This window comes from Negativicutes bacterium (assembly GCA_021372785.1).
Taxonomy (GTDB): Bacteria; Bacillota; JAAYKD01; order JAAYKD01; family JAAYKD01; genus JAJFTT01.
Genome location: JAJFTT010000009.1, coordinates 19,431 through 41,956 on the forward strand (window position 1 = coordinate 19,431; position 22,526 = coordinate 41,956).

General features: G+C 48.9%; 19 protein-coding genes and 1 pseudogene. 14 read left to right on the forward strand and 6 right to left on the reverse strand.

From position 1 onward, the window contains the following. Positions 1-18 precede the first annotated feature (18 nt). Positions 19-903, reverse strand: a complete 885-nt coding sequence (locus LLG09_01260) for a DUF5655 domain-containing protein (protein ID MCE5195748.1) — start codon at positions 901-903, stop codon at positions 19-21. Between the two features lie 133 nt (positions 904-1,036). Then, positions 1,037-2,287 (reverse strand): hypothetical protein, encoded by a 1,251-nt coding sequence (locus LLG09_01265; protein MCE5195749.1) that lies wholly within the window; start codon positions 2,285-2,287, stop codon positions 1,037-1,039. A gap of 203 nt (positions 2,288-2,490) precedes the next feature. Here LLG09_01265 and rapZ point away from each other — a divergent pair. The 4 genes and pseudogenes from rapZ (at position 2,491) to LLG09_01285 (ending at position 6,713) form a co-directional block, all read left to right on the forward strand. After that, positions 2,491-3,396, forward strand: a pseudogene (gene rapZ / locus LLG09_01270) (RNase adapter RapZ). After that, the gene (locus LLG09_01275) at positions 3,393-4,730 is read left to right on the forward strand and encodes a YvcK family protein (GenBank protein MCE5195750.1); all 1,338 of its coding nucleotides are present in this window, start codon (positions 3,393-3,395) and stop codon (positions 4,728-4,730) included. The pseudogene rapZ and the gene LLG09_01275 overlap by 4 nt, the downstream one beginning before the upstream one ends. Before the next feature lie 63 nt (positions 4,731-4,793). Next, complete coding sequence (lgt, locus tag LLG09_01280) at positions 4,794-5,600, forward strand: prolipoprotein diacylglyceryl transferase (protein ID MCE5195751.1); 807 nt, start codon at positions 4,794-4,796, stop codon at positions 5,598-5,600. 21 nt (positions 5,601-5,621) lie between these two features. After that, on the forward strand, positions 5,622-6,713 hold the full coding sequence (locus LLG09_01285) for a Xaa-Pro peptidase family protein (GenBank protein ID MCE5195752.1): 1,092 nt from the start codon (positions 5,622-5,624) through the stop codon (positions 6,711-6,713). A 175-nt stretch (positions 6,714-6,888) separates the two neighbouring features. On the opposite strand, the gene LLG09_01290 is transcribed toward LLG09_01285, so the two are convergent. Further along, a complete protein-coding gene (locus LLG09_01290) occupies positions 6,889-8,094 on the reverse strand; it encodes an acetate kinase (protein ID MCE5195753.1) in 1,206 nt (401 codons plus the stop codon). A 236-nt stretch (positions 8,095-8,330) separates the two neighbouring features. Between LLG09_01290 and LLG09_01295 the strand changes: the two genes are divergently transcribed. Next, positions 8,331-8,681, forward strand: a complete 351-nt coding sequence (locus tag LLG09_01295) for a hypothetical protein (GenBank protein MCE5195754.1) — start codon at positions 8,331-8,333, stop codon at positions 8,679-8,681. A gap of 190 nt (positions 8,682-8,871) precedes the next feature. Next, positions 8,872-9,066 carry a hypothetical protein gene (locus LLG09_01300; protein MCE5195755.1) on the forward strand — a complete coding sequence of 65 codons (195 nt, stop codon included), beginning with the start codon at positions 8,872-8,874 and terminating at the stop codon, positions 9,064-9,066. A gap of 380 nt (positions 9,067-9,446) precedes the next feature. Here LLG09_01300 and LLG09_01305 read toward each other — a convergent pair whose 3' ends face one another. Continuing rightward, a complete protein-coding gene (locus LLG09_01305) occupies positions 9,447-10,364 on the reverse strand; it encodes a GNAT family N-acetyltransferase (GenBank protein ID MCE5195756.1) in 918 nt (305 codons plus the stop codon). A 113-nt stretch (positions 10,365-10,477) separates the two neighbouring features. Between LLG09_01305 and LLG09_01310 the strand changes: the two genes are divergently transcribed. The 4 genes from LLG09_01310 (at position 10,478) to LLG09_01325 (ending at position 15,375) form a co-directional block, all read left to right on the forward strand. Beyond that, on the forward strand, positions 10,478-11,200 hold the full coding sequence (locus LLG09_01310; protein ID MCE5195757.1) for a hypothetical protein: 723 nt from the start codon (positions 10,478-10,480) through the stop codon (positions 11,198-11,200). A gap of 25 nt (positions 11,201-11,225) precedes the next feature. Further along, positions 11,226-12,872, forward strand: a complete 1,647-nt coding sequence (locus tag LLG09_01315; GenBank protein ID MCE5195758.1) for an AAA family ATPase — start codon at positions 11,226-11,228, stop codon at positions 12,870-12,872. A gap of 60 nt (positions 12,873-12,932) precedes the next feature. Beyond that, positions 12,933-14,084 (forward strand): M20/M25/M40 family metallo-hydrolase, encoded by a 1,152-nt coding sequence (locus tag LLG09_01320; GenBank protein ID MCE5195759.1) that lies wholly within the window; start codon positions 12,933-12,935, stop codon positions 14,082-14,084. Between the two features lie 352 nt (positions 14,085-14,436). Continuing rightward, complete coding sequence (locus LLG09_01325) at positions 14,437-15,375, forward strand: magnesium transporter CorA family protein (protein ID MCE5195760.1); 939 nt, start codon at positions 14,437-14,439, stop codon at positions 15,373-15,375. Positions 15,376-15,445: 70 nt separating this feature from the next. On the opposite strand, the gene LLG09_01330 is transcribed toward LLG09_01325, so the two are convergent. Both LLG09_01330 and LLG09_01335 read right to left on the reverse strand, forming a co-directional pair. After that, positions 15,446-17,128, reverse strand: coding sequence for a Na/Pi cotransporter family protein (locus LLG09_01330; protein ID MCE5195761.1), 1,683 nt, complete (start codon positions 17,126-17,128; stop codon positions 15,446-15,448). 384 nt (positions 17,129-17,512) lie between these two features. Further along, positions 17,513-18,712 carry an amidohydrolase family protein gene (locus LLG09_01335; protein ID MCE5195762.1) on the reverse strand — a complete coding sequence of 400 codons (1,200 nt, stop codon included), beginning with the start codon at positions 18,710-18,712 and terminating at the stop codon, positions 17,513-17,515. A gap of 238 nt (positions 18,713-18,950) precedes the next feature. Here LLG09_01335 and lepB point away from each other — a divergent pair, with 238 nt between their 5' ends. From lepB to LLG09_01355, 4 genes are all read left to right on the forward strand, one after another. Next, positions 18,951-19,475, forward strand: a complete 525-nt coding sequence (gene lepB, locus LLG09_01340) for a signal peptidase I (protein MCE5195763.1) — start codon at positions 18,951-18,953, stop codon at positions 19,473-19,475. Between the two features lie 14 nt (positions 19,476-19,489). Then, complete coding sequence (locus LLG09_01345) at positions 19,490-19,840, forward strand: hypothetical protein (protein MCE5195764.1); 351 nt, start codon at positions 19,490-19,492, stop codon at positions 19,838-19,840. A gap of 162 nt (positions 19,841-20,002) precedes the next feature. Then, complete coding sequence (locus tag LLG09_01350) at positions 20,003-21,091, forward strand: hypothetical protein (GenBank protein MCE5195765.1); 1,089 nt, start codon at positions 20,003-20,005, stop codon at positions 21,089-21,091. Further along, positions 21,049-22,500, forward strand: a complete 1,452-nt coding sequence (locus tag LLG09_01355) for a hypothetical protein (GenBank protein ID MCE5195766.1) — start codon at positions 21,049-21,051, stop codon at positions 22,498-22,500. Before LLG09_01350 ends, LLG09_01355 begins: the two co-directional genes overlap by 43 nt. Positions 22,501-22,526 lie beyond the last annotated feature (26 nt).

Sequence of the window (22,526 nt, forward strand, 5' to 3'; positions counted from 1 at the left end):
AATTGCGAAGTGCCGTTTTTAGTTATATTTATAGGCGCGTATGATCAAATCGCTGCTCAGCATCAGTTCTTCCGAAGTTCGAATGGTCAATTCGATGCTGCCAAGAGTCGATTCATTGAGTTTGTTGTTATGCACAAAGTCATATTGCATTTCTTCAATACTGACGGCTTCCAATGGCAGGTTGAGGTAAATATGTAAGGTATCATTCTGCGCCTGCAGCACAGCGAAATTGCGTAATCTGGCCCAGGCAATCGAATCCATTTGTATGCTGACATTCGCGTCATTGCCCTGACTGTCAATCAAGCTGGTAAATTCTTGGTAGAGATGCTGCACGGGCAGGCTGGCGTTGGCCAAATAGCGGTCGAGTTGAGGTTGAAACGGATTTTCCCGCCTGCTTGCTTCCGGCAGCGCAAGTCGTTCGATCAGCAATAAATTCTCACCATAAAAACAATAACAGATCAATTCCGTAGAGACTCTGGTGAGAGCGGCTGCGTTCAGTTCATATTTGGTATATTCATCGCTGATGCAGAAGAGACGCGGCTGTAACCATTGGATGCGATTGGCCGCTTCCTGACCCAGATGATGCATGACCAACAGCTGAAATTCACTGTGGTGCGAATGCAGCCAAGCCATGGCGCTTAAGCCGCGATTGACGGTATCGGTTACATAAGGACGGCGGTAGTAGACGATGACAGGATGATCATTGGCGTCTAAGGCCAAAGTATCAATGGCTAAGGTATGGCTGTCGCTCATCTGGTAGTCGCCGGTGACGAGGCGTAAACCAAACATCGTACTGATGTTCTGTTCAATCAGGTTTTTCTGCTCTTCGCTTAAGGCAATATCTTCCATGCGCAGCTCTTCCATTTTACTCTCATCGATCCAAAACAGTTTCACATTACCCATTGATCTGCCATCTCCTTTTATTGTAGGGAAACCTATTTATCAGAATTCTATTTCGCCGGCGGTTTCTTTGGCTCCTTTAAGAAATCAACCCGTGCTGTTCGGAAAACCATGATTTTCATATTTTTTTTAATTATTAAGTGAACAGGTTCAAAAGCAGTATGACCAGAGGCACGTTTACCAGATCTCCCATGAAGCCGCCTGCCATAGGAACGATGAAATTAGCCTGGTCGGCAGGACCGTGCCGGGAAGTAATGGCTTCCATGTTAGCCATCGCATTGGGGGTGGCGCCTAAGATATGACCGATCATACCGGAGCACATCACAAGCGCTTCATAGTTTTTGCCCATGACGGGGAAGGTAACAAAATAACAAAAGAGAAAGGTAAATAAAACCTGGCAGACGAGGATGACCAACAGAGGCAAAGCCAAGCTGGAGAGTTCCCAGAGCTGCAGCGACATGGCTGCCATGGTCAGGAAAACAGCCAGAAAGAGTTCACTGTATAAATTAAGAATGGCATGATTTAATTGAAATTTGCCGCTGAGTTTGATCAAATAGCCAATCAGCATGCCGACGATCATGGCGGCAACCGAGCTGGGAATGGTCAGTCCGGGGAAGAATTTTTGCAAAATCGGTACCGTAGCGGCGCTGACAGCCAGGACAAAGCTGATCAGCACTGTGTGCAGCAGAAAAGAATTGATGGTAATAAGCAGCACTTCGTCACCTGGTTGGCGATGTTCAGGCCGGACGGCTGCTTCCTCTTGTAAAGCGGCAGAAACGGTCTGCTTTTCTATCACATGATAATGCCTGTTGAGGAAACGGGCAAAGGGTCCGCCGGTAAAAGCGCCGGCAATTAAGCCGAAGGTGGCGGCAGCAATACCAATTTCAGATGCGCCAACCATGCCCAACTCTTCAGCGGCGGGTCCGATGGAAGCGGCCAGACCGTAACCGCCTACCAGGGAGGCTGAACCGGTCAATACACCAAAAAACAGCGGCAAACGGAAGAGCGCTGCCAGAGTGACGCCGAGCAGATTTTGTCCGATGATGGTCAGGATGCAGAGCAGCCAATAAATCATTAACTTGCGTTCCAATTTGGCTTGTTTGCTGAAAGCCAAATTTAAGCCGATGCAGGCGAAGAAACCGCCCATCGCCGGAATTTGCACGCTGGTATCAAAACTGAGCGTGAAAAAATTGGTTCGGTAACCGATGAAATTGATGATTGCGAAAAGTACGCCTCCGATGACGGCCGCCGGAATATAAGAACGGCCGATGACCGGTAACCATTGGGCTATTTTCTTGCCAAACAGAAAAAGCAGCATTGAGCTGCCAAGTGCAATCAGTGCGTCCAATTGCAGAGACCAATTGTTGCCATTCCAGAATAATTCCATGCTTTTCCTCCCGGCATTCAAGATGCGATGCACCACCACGATTATATCACAGATTCCGTCGCATCGATCATGAAACCTTTTGAAAATTTCTCTTTCAGGATAAGGATAATTTCTGTCAAGCGGCGAATAGAGAAAGGCGGTCTGTTTTCCATCGCTGGATCCTGACAATCTGGATGCTGATGAATGATATAGGAGGCTGTATGATGAACGATCGTTTTTTATTGATCGTAACCGGTATGTCCGGAGCCGGCAAATCCTCTGCTTTGCATGCATTGGAGGATCTGGATTTCTTTTGTGTCGACAATTTACCACCGGCACTTTTACCGCAATTTACAAAATTACTCAATGAGGAGCCGCAGCACATCCGAAGGGCGGCGATTTGTGTCGACGTACGGGGCGGTGAGTATTTCAATGCGATCTTTTCCGCTTTAGAGCAGCTCGACAAGCAGGATGTACGTTATGAGATTCTTTTTTTGGATGCCAGTGATGAAGCTTTAATCCGCCGATTTAAAGAATCGCGCCGTCCGCATCCTCTGCTGCCCAATGGCCGTTTGTTGGAGGGGATCGAAAAAGAGCGCAGCAAAACCAGCTTTATCAAAGGGCGAGCGAATCATATCCTGGATACTTCCGAGATCACACCGCATCAATTGGTAGAGACTGTGCAGAAATTATTCATGCATCCGGAGGAAAAATCACAGTTACAGGTGCATATCGTCTCATTTGGCTTTAAATTCGGCCTGCCGCTGGATGCTGACTTGCTGTTTGATGTCCGTTTTATGCCCAATCCCTACTGGGTAGAAGATTTGCGAGAATTCACCGGACTGCATGCCAGTGTGATCGATTATGTGATGAAATGGCCGGTCAGCCGTATGTTTCTCAATAAATTGGTGGATTTGCTGGATTTCCTCTTACCAAATTAAAAATTTGAGGGGAAGAATCAATTGGTAATTGCCATCGGCTGCACAGGGGGACGTCACCGTTCGGTTACTGTTGCAGAGAAACTGGCTGAGGAGCTGCGTTTGCGTGGCTATACGGTCGATGTCAGTCATCGTGATGTCAAAAAAAGGCATAACGATACGGAAGAATCGGAGGATAAAAGCAGTCCATGAAACGCTTCGGTCGGTGGTTTTCACCCGGAATGCGGGTGAAACGTTGGCTGGTGTTGATTCTGCTGGGTTTCTGCTTCATCGGCTTTGGTTTCTTCATCGTTTACGGTTTAGACTTTCAGCGCTTTGCTGACGAGATTCAAGTGATCTTATATCGCATTACCGGGACTCGCTTCGGGCCTTCTTTGGGTGGTTTGCTGCTGATCGCAGGGCTTGGGCTGATCATCTATGCTGTCCGTCGCTTGACGAAGAGTGTAACTGCAATTATGCTGCCCGATTCCGCTCAGCATCTGGCTGATTTGTTTTATCAGAAACGTCAATTGAAACGCGGGCCAAAACTGGTCGTCATCGGCGGTGGCTCCGGTTTGTCTGTCCTGATCCGCGGTTTAAAGCAGTATACTAGTAATTTGACCGCCATTGTTACCATGGCCGATGACGGCGGCTCTTCCGGTCGGCTGCGTGAGGAATTGGGCACGCTGCCGCCGGGCGATATCCGCAACTGTATTTTGGCGATGGCGAATGCGGAGCCATCGCTGCAGCGCTTATTCGAATATCGTTTTAGCGAAGGCAGTCTGGCCGGGCATAATTTCGGCAATTTGTTTTTGGCTGCCATGACTGCGGTCAACGACGGAAATTTTGAAAAAGCAGTGCAGGAGACTTCTAAAGTCTTGGCGGTAGGAGGTCAGGTTTACCCTTCAACTCTGGAGGATGTGACCTTGGTGGCGGAAACACAGGATGGGCAGCTGATCCGCGGAGAATCAGCGATTGGTCATGCTCATGCCAAGATTCGTACCGTCAGATTAGAACCTGCTCATCCCAAATCGCTGCCGGAAGTCATAAAAGCAATCCATGAGGCGGATGCCGTCATTTTAGGACCGGGCAGCCTTTATACCAGTATCATTCCCAATCTGCTGGTTCTGGGGATTTCCGAAGCGATTACCGCCAGCGCGGCTTTGACGATCTATGTCTGCAATGTGATGGCACAGCCGGGAGAGACCGATTATCATAGGGCTTCCGATTATGTGAAAACAATCATGCAGTTTTTAGATCGGAATGTGCTGGATTATGCCATCGTCAATACCGGTACAGTCATCGAAAAATGGGTGCAGTCTTATTCCAAAGAAGGCGGCGCGCCGGTGGAAGCGGATCTTGGCACGATCAGTAAGCTCGGAGTAAAAGTGATACAAAATGATTATTTGAAGTATCAGAATTATGTACGCCATGATGAGGTCAAATTGGCTGAAGATATTATCGAATTGGTAATCTCTGAACGCTACAGTTTGGAACAGAGACGCGATTTGGCCGAACGGCTGCAAAAAGAATCCGTGTCAGGCTAGCTTTGTTTTTCTCTTGAACGGCGCCTGCAACGGAGATTTTTCATAAAGAAAGGTGATGGTAAAATGCCGGTCCCTGACAGTCCTTATTTGTTTCAATCGGCTTATTTTTCAATTCGCTGGTATGGCGTATTAATCGCTTTGGGTATGGCCCTCGCGTTGATCGTTGGCTTACGCCAAGCCAGACGTTCCGGATTGAATGAGGAATATCTGTTGGATGCTGTTTTGTTGGCGATTCCCAGCGGTGTTCTGGGGGCGCGTATTTACTATGTCCTCTTTCATTGGGATTATTACGGCAGTCATGTTAATGAGATCATCCGTATCTGGGAGGGAGGACTGGCGATTCATGGCGGTATTATCGCGGGAATCGCAGCCGCTTATTTTTACTTTCGCCACAGAAAAACGAATATCTGGCCTTATCTGGATCTGGCAATGCCTTGTATGGCACTGGCGCAAGCCATCGGGCGCTGGGGCAACTGGTTCAATCAGGAAGCCTATGGCAGTATTACAACACTGCCCTGGGGAATGTTGATTGCAGGGGAATACCGTCATCCAACCTTCCTCTATGAATCGATTTGGGATATTTTGCTCTTTGCTTTCCTATATGCCATGCTGCGGGAACAAAAACAAGAGCACGGGGTCGTAACAGCCGGGTATTTGATCCTGTACTCGGTCGGACGCTTTTTTATTGAGCAGCTGCGCACGGACAGCGAATGGATGGGTCCTTTTAAAGCGGCGCAGGTCTTCAGCGTTGTCATGATCATTTTGGGTATTATGATTTTATTCCGGGTTAAAAAGCGAAAACCGCCGGCTTTGGAGGTAAAGGAGCGGCAGGATTCCGTATCATCAAAGCGAAATGATAAAGCAGAATAATTGGAAAAGGAGTTGCTTTTATTGATTAATCGGCTGGAAAAATTACGTTTCTTGCTGCAGCAATCCGGTTTTGACGCCGCTCTCATCGTTCCCGGTTCCAATTTTTTCTATCTGACCGGTTTGACCATGAATCTGAGCGAACGCGTCACCATGGCGGTTTTTCCTGTGCAGGGAGAGCCTTTTGTGGTTTGTCCTCAGTTGGAAGCGGAGAAAATCCGCCGCATTACCGGCATTGTGCAGATATTTACCTGGACAGATGAAGAGGGACCGCAAAAAGCATGCGAAGCAGCCTTTCACGCCAGTCATTTAGCCGGGAAAGTGATTGCCTGTGAATATCGCAGCACACGTTTGCTGGAATGGGATTTAATTCTGACCGCCATGAATCATCAGGTCAGCATCAGGGCTTTGGATCCGATTTTGAATCAAATGCGCAGTGTGAAAGAAGAAGAAGAGATCTCATTGATCTGCAAGGCGGTTATTTGTGTGGAAGAAGCGCTGAAAGCGGCGCAGGCAACCATGAGACCCGGTGTGACAGAGTTGGAAGTAGCCGCTCTTTTGGAAAAAACGATCCGGGCTTTTGGCGGCAGCGGCGGCGGCAGTGTGATTTCCGGTGAACGCGGCTGTTTACCGCACGCGATTACCTCCGACAAAGCCTTAGCCGAAGGAGAAACTGTCATTCTCGATATTGTAGCCAAATATCAAGGTTATACGGCGGATATTACCAGAACCTTTGCCATCGGTGAACTGTCGGCTGAACTGAAGAAAATCTACCGGATTGTACAGGAAGCGCAGGAATTTGCCCGGCAGAACAGCAAACCCGGCATGACCGGAGAAGAATTGGATGCTTTGGCGCGTGATCAAATAACGGCTGCCGGGTATGGCGCTTACTTTATCCATCGCTCCGGTCATGGTCTTGGTCTCGATACGCACGAAGAACCTTATCTGGTCAAAGGCAATCAGATTCCCTTTGCCATTGGCAATGTTTTCACGATCGAACCCGGAATTTATCTGCCTGGTTTGGGTGGAGTTCGGATCGAGGATGATGCTGTCATGACAGCCGGCGGAGCGCGGATCCTTACCGGTTTTTCCAGAGATTTAATCACCCTTGGCTAACAGCATATTGCGTTAAGATGGACCTCTACTGACATTGAATAAATTGATTCATAGCAGTATGGATATCAAAAAGTCCGGACAGTTGTTATGACCATCTTCAGTAATACTGAGGAAATAGTCACAGGCGGCTGTCCGGATTTTGCTGCAATCGTTCGAATGACTGGATTCGCTTTCGCTATTTCATTTTGCCGGTCACGATGGCGTAGGTATCTCTGGCGATGGCGAGTTCTTCATTGGTGGGAATGACAAAAACACGAATTTTGGAATTTGCCGTAGATATTTCTTTTTCTTTGATCTTACGATTGTTGTTGAGGTTTTCGTCAATCTCGACGCCCAACCATCCCAGATGGCTGCAGATTTTACTGCGCATAACGGCATCATTTTCACCGATCCCCGCCGTAAAGACGAGCGCATCGACACCATTGAGAACGGCAACAAAAGAGCCGATCGTTTTGCGGATCTGATATTCAAACATATCCAAACCCAGTAAGGCGCGCTCATTGCCGGCATCGGCAGCGGTTTCCACATCGCGCATATCGCTGGAAATACCGGTGATGCCAAGCATACCGGAATCTTTATTGACCATTTTGCTGAATTCATCGAAGCTCATATTTTCTTTTTGCATGACATAGCCAACAATGGCGGGATCGAAATCACCGGAGCGGGTTCCCATCATAACGCCTTCCAGGGGAGTGAAACCCATCGAAGTGTCGACGGATTTACCGCCGTCGACGGCAGTCAGGGAGCAGCCATTGCCTAAGTGGGCTGTGATGATTTTTAATGTTTCGATTGGTTTGCCCATGATCACAGCACAGCGCTGGGAAACGAATTTATGAGAAGTGCCGTGGAAGCCATAACGGCGGATTTTATACTTTTCATAGAGGCTGTAAGGCAAAGCGTAAAGATAACTGAACTTCGGCATGGTGGAATGAAAAGCGGTATCAAAGACACCGATATTCGGCACACCGGGCATGGCTGCTTCCACTGCTTCAATACCCATCAGATTCGGCGGATTATGCAGCGGCGCCAGTTCGATATTGCGGGTCAGGGAGGCTTTGACTGCTTCGGTGATCAGCACGGATCCGGAGAAATCTTCGCCGCCGTGCACAACACGGTGCCCCACCGCTCCAATTTCATCAAAGGATTTGATTACGCCGTATTTCTCATCGGTGAGCATATTTAAAACGTTCTGAATAGCTACTGTGTGATCGGGCATTGCTGTCTCTACTGTAATTTCGTCTCCGCTGCCTTTATGCACCAGGAAAGACCCGTCAATACCGATCCGTTCTACGCGGCCTTTGGCAAGAACGCTTTCATCGGTCGCATCAAATAATTGATATTTTAAAGAGGAGCTGCCGCAATTGAGAACTAACACTTTCATCGAGAATGACCTCCTGTATTTCTTAGGATACTCCTATCATTATACCTTTATAAATGCAAATGGTAAAGAGGGTAATCCGGAAAAGATATCGGGAGAAAAGAAGGAAAATGCTGTATAGAAATCAAATTGATACCGGGAAAAGGTTTACAGCCGTATGAAAAACAGCAAAACTCTGACAGGTCCGCTGCAAGAATTCGGATCTCTGCCAACGGCAAACCAAATGAGGAGGATAAAGTATGATCGATTGGAGTACGATTCCCTGGAATGCATTTATTTGGCTGGTTTTCAGCGGGTTCTTGATTTTTGGTATCAATCAATTTGCCGATAAGCTGACTGGTACAGATCCGGCAGGTTATCAGCGCCGAAAAAAGCAAATCACCATTTATGCTTATGTGATCAGCGGTTTGAGCATTTTGCAGCTGATAGCCAGAGTCGAATTGAATCCCTGCTTCAGTTATAGTATTACAGCGGCCTTATTCTTTTGGATGGCAAAGACCGAGCCGGAAAAAGCAAAAAAAAAGACAGCCCGTGGCATGGCGATTGTGATAGCCGTCCTGGCCTTTTTGGCTTTCCTGGGTGGATTTTAGCCCGAAGCGCAGATTTTACTGTGCTTTCGATGATCAGCTGCAGCCTTTTGCGACTGCGGCTTTTTTGCGGGGTTCTGCCGACAAAAGAGAACATACGGGTGATACCCGGACAGAAGCAAGCGGCTGACGTCTCGAATTGGGCGCAGGCGAGCAATGAGATTTATCAAACGGGAAAAGACGCAATAGGAGCGTGATCAAACTGCCGGGCCTGGGAATTGGAGTCTATCTGAATGGCTCCCGGGCGCAGATGGAGTCGTCTGTTGCGCAGACGGCTAAAATTGGTATGCGCTGGATTTTTACTTCAATGCATCTGCCCGAACAGACCGTCCGCCGTCCATTGGCGGCAGCAATTCCGTTATCTAGCCGGATTAACCCGGCAGTATGACTTGCAATTGATTGCCGATAGCGGACCGGTCAGCCTTACGGAACTGCAGTGCCAGAACCTCGCGGCGCTTAAAGCTTGGCGGCTGGATTTTACCCGCATCGATGCTGCCAGCCGATCCGCGACAGAACAGGATCGGTCAAGTCGCCGAAAAAAGCCTTGCCTTACTGCCATATATCCGATATGGAATGGGTTTTCAGTTGATCCCTGAAGAGACAGGGAAATATTGAGCGCCACGCCGCGGCGCTTTCGAGGCAGGTAAAAAGGCAGATACCGCAGGATCAGTATCTGCCTTTTTCGCAGCGAATGCAGCCATGAAGATTCGATTTTACGGAAGATTGCGGGTCCGTTTACCACAAACAGGAAAGCAGGGAATGAGAAAATTAATCACGTAAGATCGAAAAGTAATACAAGGAAGCTTTGTCTTTTATCTCGAATTGATGAGAGGTGTACAAGCGGATTGCCGCTGCATTGGTTTGACTAACAGCCAATTCCACCGCCGGAGCTTGCATCGTATCGAATTTATGCAGAACATGACGCAATAAGCTGCCGCCCAAACCAAGCCCGGCAAATTGCGGCAGAACGCCGAAAGCCGCAATAAAACCGTCCCCTTCTTCTCCCCAGGTGCACAGAGCCAGTCCTGCCGGTTGATCCTGATAGCGTAACAAAGTGGAAATACCCGGATCAAAAATGCCAAAGCGACCGCTGTAGGTTTCCGACAAAAATTGTCGGCAGCCGGCAACATTGCGGATGGAGGAATCCCAGAGGCTTTCCTCACTGCCGCTGAAGATCTGCGCCAGCAATTGAGCTGCCGGCTGATGATATTCCGGCTGCCAAGCTAGCATGGATCTGTCCGGATGGGCTTCAACCGGAAAACGGAAAGGGGCATCTGCCCGCATCAAAAGCCGGGGACTCAGGAGAAAATGATTGGCAAGCAATGCTTCCGGCAAAGCATCCGCAAACCAGGGAATAAAATCACAGCGTATGGTGTCGATTTCCGGATCCTCTCTGCTCAGGCGGATGAGTGCCGCAATCAAGTGGTTCAGCATTGCTTTGTGTGTCCGATCGGTTCCGGCGAAGGCAAAGTCGAGAAAACAAACCGAACCCTTTAAATGATAGATGAGAAAGGCGTAGATTTTACTGCTGTCTGAGACAACCAAGCCTTGGTAACTCTGAATCAGATCCCTTAAATTACGGAGCGTGGCCGTTTTATTGTAGACGGTATGTTCCAGGCTGGCAGCGATTTCCCCGAGCAACGGTTCCAAGCGAAGATCGGTGGGGATTAAACGAGCGATTTGCATATGATATCAACCTTTATCCTTTATTTAAAATAGTATGATTCTCTTATTCAATTCTAGCCGGGTTGGCTTCTTCCTTCCCGGATCAGAAAATTCGAACAAAGGAGCGATTGGCTGTGCGGGAAGATGTCACCTATTCTATTGAGGAACGAATGGAGATTCGCCGGGATGCCGAAGCGATTCTGCAGGTTAGCGGGGTGCAGGAAGGCAGTGTTACCCGAATTGAGGCAGCTTCCATGTATAACTTGATCAGTGTTTTCTTAAAAGCCGGAGTACCGCTGGCGGCAACCGGGTATGATCTGGAGGATTTTTTTCCGTTGCACGTCAGCCGTTCCGAACAGAATTTGCTGCGTTTTATTGATGAAGAAAAGACGACCCGAGTCCTGGAACCGGCTGGAGGGTTGGTGCTGCGGTTTCCCTTGACGGTCGGTCAGGCACCAGTCATCTATTTAGCTTGCAAACAGCGTCCGGTTCAGCCGGATCTGAAACTCAGCAGTTTTCTGTTGCCCGAGTGGACTCAGCCGGTGCAGTATCATCTTGCGTTTCTGCACGAGAATGGCATTGCTTTCCGACAGACGCAGGTCGAAGAGATTTTACGCCGTCAAATGCTGGGTGAAACCGCGCCGCCGGCAATTTACAGCTACTTGAGCTCTGGCATCGGCATGGTTTTCCATGTGGCGCCAAAAACATTTCAATATCGCTATCCTGAATTTAGCCTGGAAAGAATTGCTCATTGGTCGTTGGCTGATCTTCAGGCAGAGATGACAGAATTGATGCAGCGGCTGATTCTGAAAAAGTCCGCACTGCCGGAAGAAGAAAGGAGAGATCGTTACGAATAAAATCAACAGAGAAGTTTTTTCTGTTTTGATCAAAGCCCGTTACCCTTTGTTGTATGTGCCTTCCTGGGAAGAAAAACGCATTGTCGATACCATTCAGGAAGTGGCAAGCAACGGACCGATCGCCAAGGTTGTTTATACCTGGACTGTCGCGACCGGGTTGTATCGCAGAGGGTTGGCGGCGGTACCGAATACGGTTGAACCTTTGGCGGCTTTGGAATTTGTGGAAAAATTCAACCGCCCGGCTATTTTTTGTTTTTTGGATTTTCATCCTTTTCTGGAATCACGCAATGTGACAGTCAGAAAACTGAAAAATTTGGCCGGCGTGATCAAGCAGGATTTTAAAACGATTATCTTAATCAGTCCTACTCTGACCATCCCGGTGGAATTGCAAAAGGTGGTTACCGTTGTGGATTTCTTATTGCCCGGCGAAGAAGAAATCAACACCTTGTTGGATACCGTGGTGCAGGAACAGGGTGAGCATCAATATAAGGTGAATTTATCCGGGGCGGAACGGGAAAAATTGGTGAAAGCAGCGCAGGGATTGACCTTGGATGAGATTGAGAATGCTTTTTCCAAGGCGGTAGTCACCGATGGGGTGCTGGACGCAGCGGATATCGATTTAATTTTAGAGGAAAAGCGGCAGGTTATCCGCAAAACCGGTATTCTGGATTATTATCCGGTCACAGAAGGAATGGAAGTGGTAGGCGGTTTGGGCGCATTGAAAGAATGGCTGCGTAAGCGCGGGCGTTCTTTCACCGATGAAGCCAAGGCTTTTGGTTTACCGGCACCCAAAGGTGTTTTGGTCACCGGTATCCCAGGCTGCGGTAAGAGTCTGTGCGCCAAAGCGGCTTCCGCACTATGGCAATTGCCGCTGCTGCGCCTGGATATGGGTAAGATTTTTGCCGGAATCGTCGGATCATCCGAGGAAAATATGCGCAAGGCAATTCAAACAGCCGAAGCAATTGCTCCCTGCATTTTATGGATTGATGAAATCGAAAAAGGTTTGGCCGGTACTGGTGGCAGCGGAGATTCCGGTGTCAGCGCCAGAGTTTTCGGCACGTTTCTGACTTGGATGCAGGAGAAGACAACAGCGGTTTTTGTTTTTGCTACGGCCAATGCCATTGAAAAGCTACCGCCGGAGTTATTGCGGAAAGGGCGCTTTGATGAAATCTTTTTTGTGGATTTGCCGCAACCGCAGGAAAGGATGGATATTTTTCAAATTCACTTGAGCAAACGCAGAAAAAAAATAAGCGAATTTGATTTAAGGGCTTTATCTGACGCATCGGAAGGTTACAGCGGGTCGGAAATAGAACAGGCAGTGATTACCGGTATGGTGGAAGCATTCGATGCCAACAGGCAGTTGGATCAGCAGGACTTGCTGGCTGGTATCAAAAAGACAGTACCGCTGTCGCGCACCATGAGCGAGTATATGCAGGCTTTACATCTTTGGGCAGAGGAACGGGCAGTGATGGCAGCGCTGCCGGAGCAGCCTTTACAGGAACTGGAAATGGCGGCAGAGATTTTTCCGCTGACCGAGGCAGAGGATAGCGCTGCCAGGCAGGGCTGTCTCGCAACAACCGCAGCCCCGGTTCTTGCGCTGACAGAAGAGCCAAAGGATGTTCGGGAATCATCCGAAGCGGAGGAGAAAAAGAAAGCAAAACCGGGGGACTAGCTGACTTTTTTATCAATGCCGAGGCAGATATCAAATCAAAAGGAAAGGTTGGAATCAAACATGGAACTTTCTCACAAATATCCGCAGTTATTACAAACAAGGCAGTGGTTTTTAGATCATGTCGAAGAGATGCTGCAGGAGGATATTGGCATTTGCTCTGTTCCTTCCCCAAGCTGGGATGAAGCAGACCGCGCTGCCTATTTACAGGAACGCTTCACCCGCCTTGGTTTGCAGAATGTTGCAATCGACAGCGCACTCAACGTGATTGGTTGGTATCCCGGCAGCGGTTCAGGTCCGGTTGTGATGCTGGCGGCGCATCATGATACCGTCTTTCCGCGCGGGACCGATCTTACAGTCACCAGAAAAGACGGCAGGCTGTATGCACCTGGCATCCGGGATAATTCATTTGGCGTCACCAGTATGATTTGGCTGATTGAAGCGCTGAAAGCCTTCGAGATACAGTTGCCCGGTGATCTGCTTTGTGTTGCCACCTCCGGTGAAGAGGGTCTTGGCGATCTGAAAGGCATGAAGGAAGCCATGAAAACCTATCATCAGCAAGTGGATTATGTGCTGGTGATTGACGGCGCTTTGGGTGGAGTGACCAATGGCGGTATCACCAGCCGCAGGCTGCAGGTGAAAATCAACACTGGCGGCGGTCATAGCTACGGTGATTTTGGCGTTCCCAGCGCGGTGCATACTTTGGGAAAAATGATTGCGCAGATTGCGGAAATCAAAGTAGCGCAGAATCCGAAAACCACCTATAATGTTGGTGTGATTGAAGGCGGTACTTCGATCAATACGATTGCGGCACAGGCCAGCATGCTGATCGATATGCGTTCAACGCAGCGCTCGGCTTTGGAAGCAGTGGAAGCCAAGGTGCGTGCGATCATCGCAGAGGTTCAAAAAACAGACGGTGTTGAGGTAGAGGTGATCCTGAAAGGCGATCGTCCCGGTGGGGAGACTGCTGCTGACCATGCTTTGGTCGTCACCATCCGGCAGCAATTGGCGCAGCTTGGCTTGAGTACAGCTACCAGCGCCAGCAGCACAGATGCCAATGTCGCAATGTCTTATCATGTGCCGGCGGTTTGCTTTGGCTGCGCCTATGGCGGCAATGCGCATCGCACCGATGAATGGCTGCAGATCGAGGGAATTGATTTGGGCATGACACTCTTTCTCAACAGTGTCTGCGCAGTGATGCAGTTACAGCAATAGAACCGGGGCAGATCGAAGACAGTTCGATCTGCCTTTTTACTTAAGGTAAGAATCTCGGTTGAGAGCTTGCAATCACGAAAAAAAGAGAGCAAATCGGTCCTAATCGATCCCCACAGACTTAAACCAAAAAATATTCCTTGATTTTCAATCTTCTTCTTGCTTTTTCTGACCTGTTGCGTTACACTAAACAGCGGAGGTGGTTTGAATGGACGGCGACCCCGGAAGTAGTTGCCCTATACACAGGATACTTCTAAAACAAAATAAGTTCTGCATGAAAACCGCTGCCGATTTATCTGTTTTTTCGACCTGATCCGGCACTCTTTTTTTGCAGGCAAAAAAGGAGCTGAAAGAAATGATCACTATTTTCAAAACCGATGAGAATGGTCAATTGATCACGTTACAGGAACAGGAAAAAGGCTGTTGGGTGCATCTTGTGAGCCCCACGGAAGAAGAAATTCGCCAAACTTGCGAGACTCTGGATGTTCTACCCGAATTTGTACGAGCAGCGCTGGATGATGAAGAACGTGCCCGCATTGAAACCGATGAAGGACAGACATTAATTGTCGTGGATACACCGTTTCAGGAACCGGATGCGGAGGTCGGCGTCTTTACCACCATCCCGGTTGCCATGATTATTTTACCGAAAGCGCTGCTGACGGTTTGCTTGTATCAAGGTACGATTCTGGATGATTTTATGAGCGGCAAAGTACGCAATATCCAGACCGCCTACAAAACACGGACGATTTTGCAGATGCTGTATCGCAATGATTCACGTTTCATGCATTATCTGCGTTTGATTTCCAAACAAAGCCATGAAATTGAAGACGCCTTGCATGCCTCGACCGAGAATAAAGAATTATATCGCATGATGGCGCTGCAGAAGAGTCTGGTTTATTTTTCCACAGCTCTGCAATCCAACGAAATGGTTCTGGAAAAAATGACCCGGCATGAACAAGTCAAGAATTATCCCGAAGATGCAGAGATTCTGGAGGATGTCATTATAGAAAATCGCCAGGCGATCGAAATGACCGATATATACAGCAATATTATCACCGGCACCATGGACGCCTTCGCATCGATTATTTCCAATAATATGAATATCGTCATGCGTTTTTTGGCTGCAATCACGATTGTACTCTCAGTACCGACGATTGTTGGCAGCTTCTATGGTATGAATGTGGAGTATTTACCTTTTGCCGCTTCACCGTATTCTTTCTGGCTGATTGTTTTGGCTGCTACTTTTTTGAGCGGAGCCTGTGCTATCTGGCTTTACAAACGAAAAATGTTCTGAAAAACCAACCAGCCTGCCGACGATTGCTGAGCGAATCGTCGGCAGGCTGGTTGATTTCGGGCAATTCAATCTAAACTTCCAGCGAACCGATAGGGTAGCCGGCCGCGGGTGTTCTGTTGGGTAGGGCATTGTAGCGCAGCACATCACCGGGGCCGCGCAGTACGATATTCATCAGGTGTTCGGAGATCCGCTCAATATGGGAGAGAATATCCATGTAGAGGATACCGGCGCTGACTGTACAGTTGCCGGCTTCCAGACGTTCGATATGTCCTTGCTGGCTTTGCTGTATCATTTCAACAATTTCCCATTGGATTGTCTGCGTTCTGCGGATGGTACTGGGAACGGGTCTGGCAAGATCGCTCAGGGTTTCTCTGGCGATCAACGAGAGATCGTCCAACTTGGCGATGATGGCAATCAACTCTTGCTGCGCGACAGCAGAGAAAACGATCTTGCGTTCGACCTTTTTTTCCGCATGCTCAACCATTTCTTTGGCATGGTCGCCGATCCGTTCGGCATCACCGGCAATATGCAGAATCGAAGGAATCTGTGCCGCCTGGTCTTCGGTGAGTTCGTGCTGACCGAAATCCACCACATAGCGGGTGAGTTCATCCTGCAGCTCATTCAGGACGGCCTCATCATCCAGAACTTCACTCAAGGGTTTTCTGTCATTGTTGATCAGAGAAAGATAAACCTTGCGGTACATGCCGACTGCCAAATCGAGGCAGTCGACCAATTCGCGATACATAGCCTGCAGAGCCAAACCGGGACTTTCCAGTAGATTTTTATCCAGATAACGCGGTCCGACGATACGCTGCGCGTCTTGCTCACGGTCCGGAATTATTTTATACAGCAGTTTGGCAAAAAGATTTGTAAAAGGGATGAAAATAAGCGTGCTGCCAATGTTAAAGATACTGTTCATGTTGGCGATTTGACCGATGATGTTAGTGGCGGTGGAAGCCATCCAGGTCAGCATGGGATTGTAGATGATCAGCATGGCGCCAACCCCGATCACATTAAAAATCGTGTGACCCAGCGCGGTGCGCTGCGCTGCCCGATTGGAACGCAGCGAAGCAATTACCGATGTGACGCAAGTTCCAACATTGCTGCCTAAAATCAGCGCGGTTGCTGCGGAAAAATCCAACAAACCGGAGGAAGCAAGGCCGATGACCAGACCGGTTACCGCAGCGGAGGATTCAATGATTGCCGTGACAACCAATCCAATCAGCACACCCCAAAGCGGATTGGCGGTATAACGGACCAGCATTTCTTTCAGAGCCGGATTGGTGGAGACGTAACTTGAGCCGGAAGTCAGTGTGGAAAGGCCCAAAAATAGCAAACCGAAACCGATAATGGCACCGGCAAGGTTCTTCAGTTTCTGGCTTTTGGCCATGGATTGAAAAATGACCCCGACAAAAATGATCGGTAAAGCATATTTCGTGATATTCAAACGCAAGAGCTGACCGGACATCGTAGTACCGATATTTGCTCCGTATATGATACCCAGAGCTTGTTTTAATGTCATTAGACCAGAGTTGACAAAGCCAACAGTCAGAACGGTGACGGCAGTGGAACTCTGGGTGACAGCGGTAAGCGCAGTACCTACCAAAACACCGACAAAAAGATTGTTGGTCAACATACTCAGGATTTTCCGCATGGAATCTCCTGCAGCCCGTTCCAGACCGTCCCCCAGCATGTCGAGTCCGATCATGAGCAGACTGGCTCCCCCCAGAATACCGAAAATAAACTTCTCCATAAAAGCCCTCCCGAAAGCGGCTAACAGCTAAGCTTTTCTCACTCTTAGCGCTCGTTATCGGATTTTACATATTCTTAAACTTATCGTAATAAAATTCTTGTCTTCCGCTTAAAAGTCCTTTTGCGACGATGGCCGGATCATAAAAGATTCTATTTCATTTTGGAAGCTGGCCAAGATCGGAAAAGAAAGTTTTACTGTTCTTGAACTGAAAATTGAACAAAAGCGGTTTCGCTGCTTTTGCTCTCTTTCGAGGGAGAAAAAGCAGCCGCGAGCGCATCGGAAAGCAGAGAGGTTAAGAATCCGGCGGCGGTCATTCAAGAAAAGCCGCAGTCATCACGGTTGTGATGGCAGCAAAGTCATCCTGCGCGATGCCGCGGCTATTTTTTATCTGGTGTGGACAACCTTACCGTTTTGAATTACGGTCTTGATATGAGATTTTTCTACCAGGACTTGAATATCCTGCAGGGGATTGCCTTCAACGATCAGTAAATCAGCCAATTTACCCATTTCAACGCTGCCGATCAGATTGGCGCGGTCAACCACTTCGGAGGCCACTTTGGTTGCCGCCAACAGTGCTTCTTCATTGCTCATTCCGTTTTCGATCATTAACTGCAGCTCGAACGCATTACAGCCATGGAAATTCAGCGGTGTGCCTGAGTCGGTGCCGAGGGCGATTTTTAAACCGGCTTGCACCGCCATACGGAAGCTCTTCATATGGGAAGGAGCGATGCGCATGGATTTTTCCACGGCATAGGCCGGAATTCCAGCGGCTACGCCGCCATCATTAATGTGCCAGGGAGCTACCAGGGTGGGAACCAAAGCGGTAGCGCGGGTTTTCATCATTTCCAGTAATTCTTCATCCAGAAAAATGCCATGCTCAATACTGTCGATACCGGCGCGCACGGCATTCTTAATTCCTTCGGTTCCCTGCGCATGGGTAGCGGTTTTGCGGCCGGCTTTGTGTGCTTCTTCCACGGCGGCCCGAATTTCCGGTTCAGTCAATTGAGGAGACCCGGGTTCCACGCCGGGAGTCATCACGCCGCCGGTCGCCATGATTTTCACAACCTCTACGCCTTGACGCAGCAGCTGCCGCGCATGCTTACGGCATTCGTCTTCCCCATCGGATTCCAGCCCGGAGGTCCAGCCATGACCGCCGGTCATGGTGATGGCAGGTCCGCAAGTAATGATCCGGCTGCCGGTGATGCGGTCTTCCGACCAGGCTTTCTTTAAATCCAAATCCAGATAATGCTCGGTACCCATATTGCGGACAGTTGTAAATCCGGCTTCCAAATCCTGACGGATCATCTGTGTGCCAATCAGTACCTTATAGCCGTCACTGGCATCTCTCATCGCAACCGCTTCGTTGGGTTCGCCACTGCTGCAAACGTGAACGTGACAGTCAATCATGCCGGGCATAACAAACTTACTGGCTGCGTCGATGACGGTATCGCCTTCTGCCGGGATCACTTCGTCACTGGGAGCAATCCGGGTAAATTTACCATTTTCCATCACAATCCCCATATTCTCCTGCAACGCTGCCCCAGTCCCATTCCATAAGTTCGCACTCTTAATTACCAAAGCCATGTTTTTTCCCTCCTTATAATTGAAACAGCAAAGCTGTTAGTGATACCTTTACTTTCAATTTTACGCGGTTCTTTCCTGCCTGATTTCAGAATAAATATCAGGTGATATTTTGGCTTGTTCAGCAGCCAGCTTAAAAAAGAGAATTACTCCGCGAAAAAGAGAGATGACAAGCGCAGGCGATCATGCTATAATACGTTGCATCGGGTCTTTGTTTTCTATGGAAAGAAGGTTGTGTTGTTTGACACTGAAAGATGTAAAAGAATTTTTGGTGGAACTGGCGGTTTCTGCCGCAATTGTGGCGTTTATTTATTTTTTTGTGGCAGTATTCCCGTTGGTTCCTACCAGTTCGATGAGTCCAACCATTGCGACCGGCGAGCGGATCGTCGTCGAGAAATTCAGCAAATATTACCGTGATTTTGAATACGGTGATATTTTAGTTTTTCCCTGTCCGGATCAACCGCCGAGTGTCGCTCCCTATGTCAAACGGTTGATCGGCAAAGGCGGCGATGTGCTGGAATTTTCCAGCGGGTTGGTTTATCGCAACGGGGAATTGCTGAATGAAAGTTATGCGGTGGGTACTACCGTGAGTTACACCCAAAAATACGAAATACCGCCCGGTTACCTCTTCTTCATGGGGGACAACCGGGAACACTCCGAGGATGCCCGTTTCTGGCATACGACTTCGTTTGTCAGGGAAGCGGATGTGATTGGCAGAGCGGTTGCCGTGCTCTGGCCGCTTGGTCATATTCGTTCTCTGCGGTAGGGGAGCGGCGTCACATGAGCAGACAGAAAATTATAGTCTATAATTTGGAACGCAATTATCCCACTGTGGAAGAAGCGAAAATCCTGCTGGGCAGTGAAATCCTCACCTGCCGGGCTTTGGGCGGCAAGATCCTGAAAGTAATTCATGGCTATGGCTCAACCGGAGTAGGCGGCGCGTTGCGCAGCGGCAGCAGAACGTTTTTGAATCAGCAATTAAAACTGCAGAAAATTAAAGCGGTTGTATATGGAGAGAATTTCACGGTTTTTGATGAAGCTACCCGCATCATGCTGAACGCTTGCCCCGATTTACGCAAAGATCGGGACTTAAACCGGGGAAATCAAGGTGTGACACTCATCCTACTATAAGATTATGCCGGCAAGGCAGCCATATAAATCAGCAAGGCGAAGGGAAACAGCGCATTCCCTTTTGCCTTGCTTTTTATCGGCCGGGGAAAATCGGCAGGGATAGTGCGGGTCATCCGCGAATTGAATAGGAGCAGATTGATTGATGGCAAAGGAGGTTCTGCGATGCTGCAGCATATTTCACCCAAACAAACCTCGTTGCTTTTAGCACAACTAACGGACGCTTATCCGATCGTTTCGATCATCGGTTTGTCGAAAAATGCCGGCAAAACGACAGTGTTGAACAGTCTGCTGCAAGGATTAAGCAGCAGTGCTGCGCATCCGTGCATCGGGTTGACTTCCATTGGCCTTGACGGTGAGAGCCATGATCTGCTCAGTCAGACGCTGAAACCCGAAATTTACGTCTTAAAGGGAAGCTTGTTTGCCACGGCGGCAGATCTCTTGCCGCTTTGTGATATCACCAAACAGATCGAACAAGTGACGGAGATAGCCACCCCGTTAGGTAGAATCGTCCTGGTGCGCGCCCGCAGTGATGGGTATATCCAATTAGCGGGACCATCCATTCGGAAACAATTATGGCAAATTCAACAGGAACTGAAGCAATTAGGAGCGGAAAGAATTTTGGTTGACGGGGCGATGGGACGCCGTGTTTTCACTGAGGAAGCAAGTGGGGATGGTGTGATTCTTTGCAGCGGTGCCGCCTTTCATCAAAGCATGGCGGAAACCATTGGAGAAACGCTGCGCATCACTCAGTTATTCTCTTTACCATTGACTGAATTGCCCTCTGCTGCCCTGGAAGGATCACAGTATCTGATTTGTCAGAAAGACGGCAGCCGACAGTATATTTCTGCTTCCCTGGCCCGCAGTTCTGAATTTTCCTTACCGGTTTATTTGCAGCGGGACAGTACCGCTTTTTATACCGCCGGTGCCGTAACCGATTTGCTTTTACGGCAATTACTGCACAGCGGGATTCGACTGCAGGATTTTACTTTAATCGTCAATAATGGCAGCTGTATTCTGGCGCAGGATTGTCTTCTCCGGCAATTTTTAGCGGCAGGCGCCGGGATTCGGGTCAGGCAGCAGATTCCCATCCTGGCCATTACGGCAAACGCCTATGCGTTTGATTATCCGGTATACAGAGCGGAACAATTTATACAAGAGCTGGCCGAAGCCATCCATTTACCGATCATTGATGTGAAGGAGGGAATTGTATGCAATTTAGCCAAGTCACATCCTGCTATCCGCAGGATTTAAGCTTCGTGTTGGATCAGTTGCAGGTGTGTTCTCCGTATGGTCGGCGTGCTTTGCAAAATATGGCTTTTTATCTGCCGGGAGAGGAAAAAGAGCAGCAGCTGGCTTTGGATAATGTGGAAATTCTTATGCAGGCGCAGGAAAATTATCCTATTTTCTTCGTCAAATTGCGGGATTTCTATCACTCTGTCCAGGAAATCGAAGGCATTCTCACTGCTTTGAGCAGAAATGAGGTTTTGGATGAAATAGCGCTTTTTCAGTTGAAAGTTTTCTTGCTGCAGTATCAGGATTTACAGTCGCAGGGGGCCGCTCTCTTGAACCGATTGGGTTTGCACCAAATTCAGCTGCCGTCGCTGGCGGCGGCGCTGCTTTGGCTGGATCCGCAGCAATATGGCTTAAGGGCTTTTTACCTGGATGAACAGTCCTATCCGGCTTTGGCTTGCGTACGGCAGCAGAAACTGCTCTGTGAGCAGCGGCTGCGTCTCGCTTCAGCGGCAGAACAGGCAGGTCTGCTAGCCGAACGGAGCAAATGGGTGGCAGCCGAAGCAGCGGAAGAAATGCTGGCGAAACGGGCGATCACAGAACATTTAACGCCTTACACAACGGAGCTGCAGCAAGCAATCCGTTCGTTAGGCCGCCTGGAATTGGATCTTGCCAAAGCAAGCTTAGCAATCGGAGAGCATCTCACAAGACCGGCATTGGCACCGGAACCGTTTGTCATTCTCCAGGAGATGATCCACCCCGGAGTTGCGGCAATTCTGCAGAACTGGCAGCGCCGTTTCACCCCGGTCAGTATTCGTTTGCAGCCGGGCGCCACCGTGATCACAGGAGCCAATATGGGAGGAAAAAGCGTTCTCCTACGCAGCTTGATGCTGAATCTCACGCTCTGGCAGATGGGATTTTTCATTTATGCAAAAGCGGCAGTCTTGCCATTGTTCAGCCATTTGGCTTATCTGGGAGAAGATCAGCAATCGGTCGAACTGGGATTAAGCAGTTTCGGCGCGGAAATCAGCAGATTGAATCACTTCATACAAGATCATCAAGGCCAGTTTACTTTTCTGGCTCTGGATGAATTTGTCAGAGGCACCAACCCCAAAGAAGGTGCGCTGCTGCTGCAGGCAATCACGGCATATTTTAACCGACAATCCGGCATGACCGTGCTGACAACGCATTATGACGGCGTGGCAAGCTTTGCCAATGCCCATTATCAAGTGACGGGACTGCAGAAGCTGGATGCCGCGCAGTTTAGCCAAGCCATACAGTCTGGAGAAGACCCGGTGTTTTATTTGAACCGCAGCATGGATTATACGCTGTTGCCGGTTGATCGTGAAGAGGCAATACCGCAGGAAGCGCGCCGGATCTGTCGGTTGCTGGGATTGGAAGCCGGGATTTTAGATCAATTGGAAAAATAAATTATTTGTGAGAATTCCGTTCTGCT

Bases quoted from the DNA above. Each gene is read 5' to 3' on its own strand.
- LLG09_01305 (MCE5195756.1), bottom strand. From the start codon at position 10,364: ATGCAAATCGCTCGTTTAATCCCCACCGATCTTCGCTTGGAACCGTTG.
- LLG09_01320 (MCE5195759.1), top strand. From the start codon at position 12,933: ATGGAACTTTCTCACAAATATCCGCAGTTATTACAAACAAGGCAGTGG.
- LLG09_01345 (MCE5195764.1), top strand. From the start codon at position 19,490: ATGAGCAGACAGAAAATTATAGTCTATAATTTGGAACGCAATTATCCC.
- LLG09_01275 (MCE5195750.1), top strand. From the start codon at position 3,393: ATGAAACGCTTCGGTCGGTGGTTTTCACCCGGAATGCGGGTGAAACGT.
- LLG09_01295 (MCE5195754.1), top strand. From the start codon at position 8,331: ATGATCGATTGGAGTACGATTCCCTGGAATGCATTTATTTGGCTGGTT.
- LLG09_01265 (MCE5195749.1), bottom strand. From the start codon at position 2,287: ATGGAATTATTCTGGAATGGCAACAATTGGTCTCTGCAATTGGACGCA.
- LLG09_01335 (MCE5195762.1), bottom strand. From the start codon at position 18,712: ATGGCTTTGGTAATTAAGAGTGCGAACTTATGGAATGGGACTGGGGCA.
- LLG09_01330 (MCE5195761.1), bottom strand. From the start codon at position 17,128: ATGGAGAAGTTTATTTTCGGTATTCTGGGGGGAGCCAGTCTGCTCATG.
- LLG09_01355 (MCE5195766.1), top strand. From the start codon at position 21,049: ATGCAATTTAGCCAAGTCACATCCTGCTATCCGCAGGATTTAAGCTTC.
- lgt (MCE5195751.1), top strand. From the start codon at position 4,794: ATGCCGGTCCCTGACAGTCCTTATTTGTTTCAATCGGCTTATTTTTCA.
- LLG09_01260 (MCE5195748.1), bottom strand. From the start codon at position 903: ATGGGTAATGTGAAACTGTTTTGGATCGATGAGAGTAAAATGGAAGAG.
- LLG09_01325 (MCE5195760.1), top strand. From the start codon at position 14,437: ATGATCACTATTTTCAAAACCGATGAGAATGGTCAATTGATCACGTTA.
- LLG09_01290 (MCE5195753.1), bottom strand. From the start codon at position 8,094: ATGAAAGTGTTAGTTCTCAATTGCGGCAGCTCCTCTTTAAAATATCAA.
- LLG09_01350 (MCE5195765.1), top strand. From the start codon at position 20,003: ATGCTGCAGCATATTTCACCCAAACAAACCTCGTTGCTTTTAGCACAA.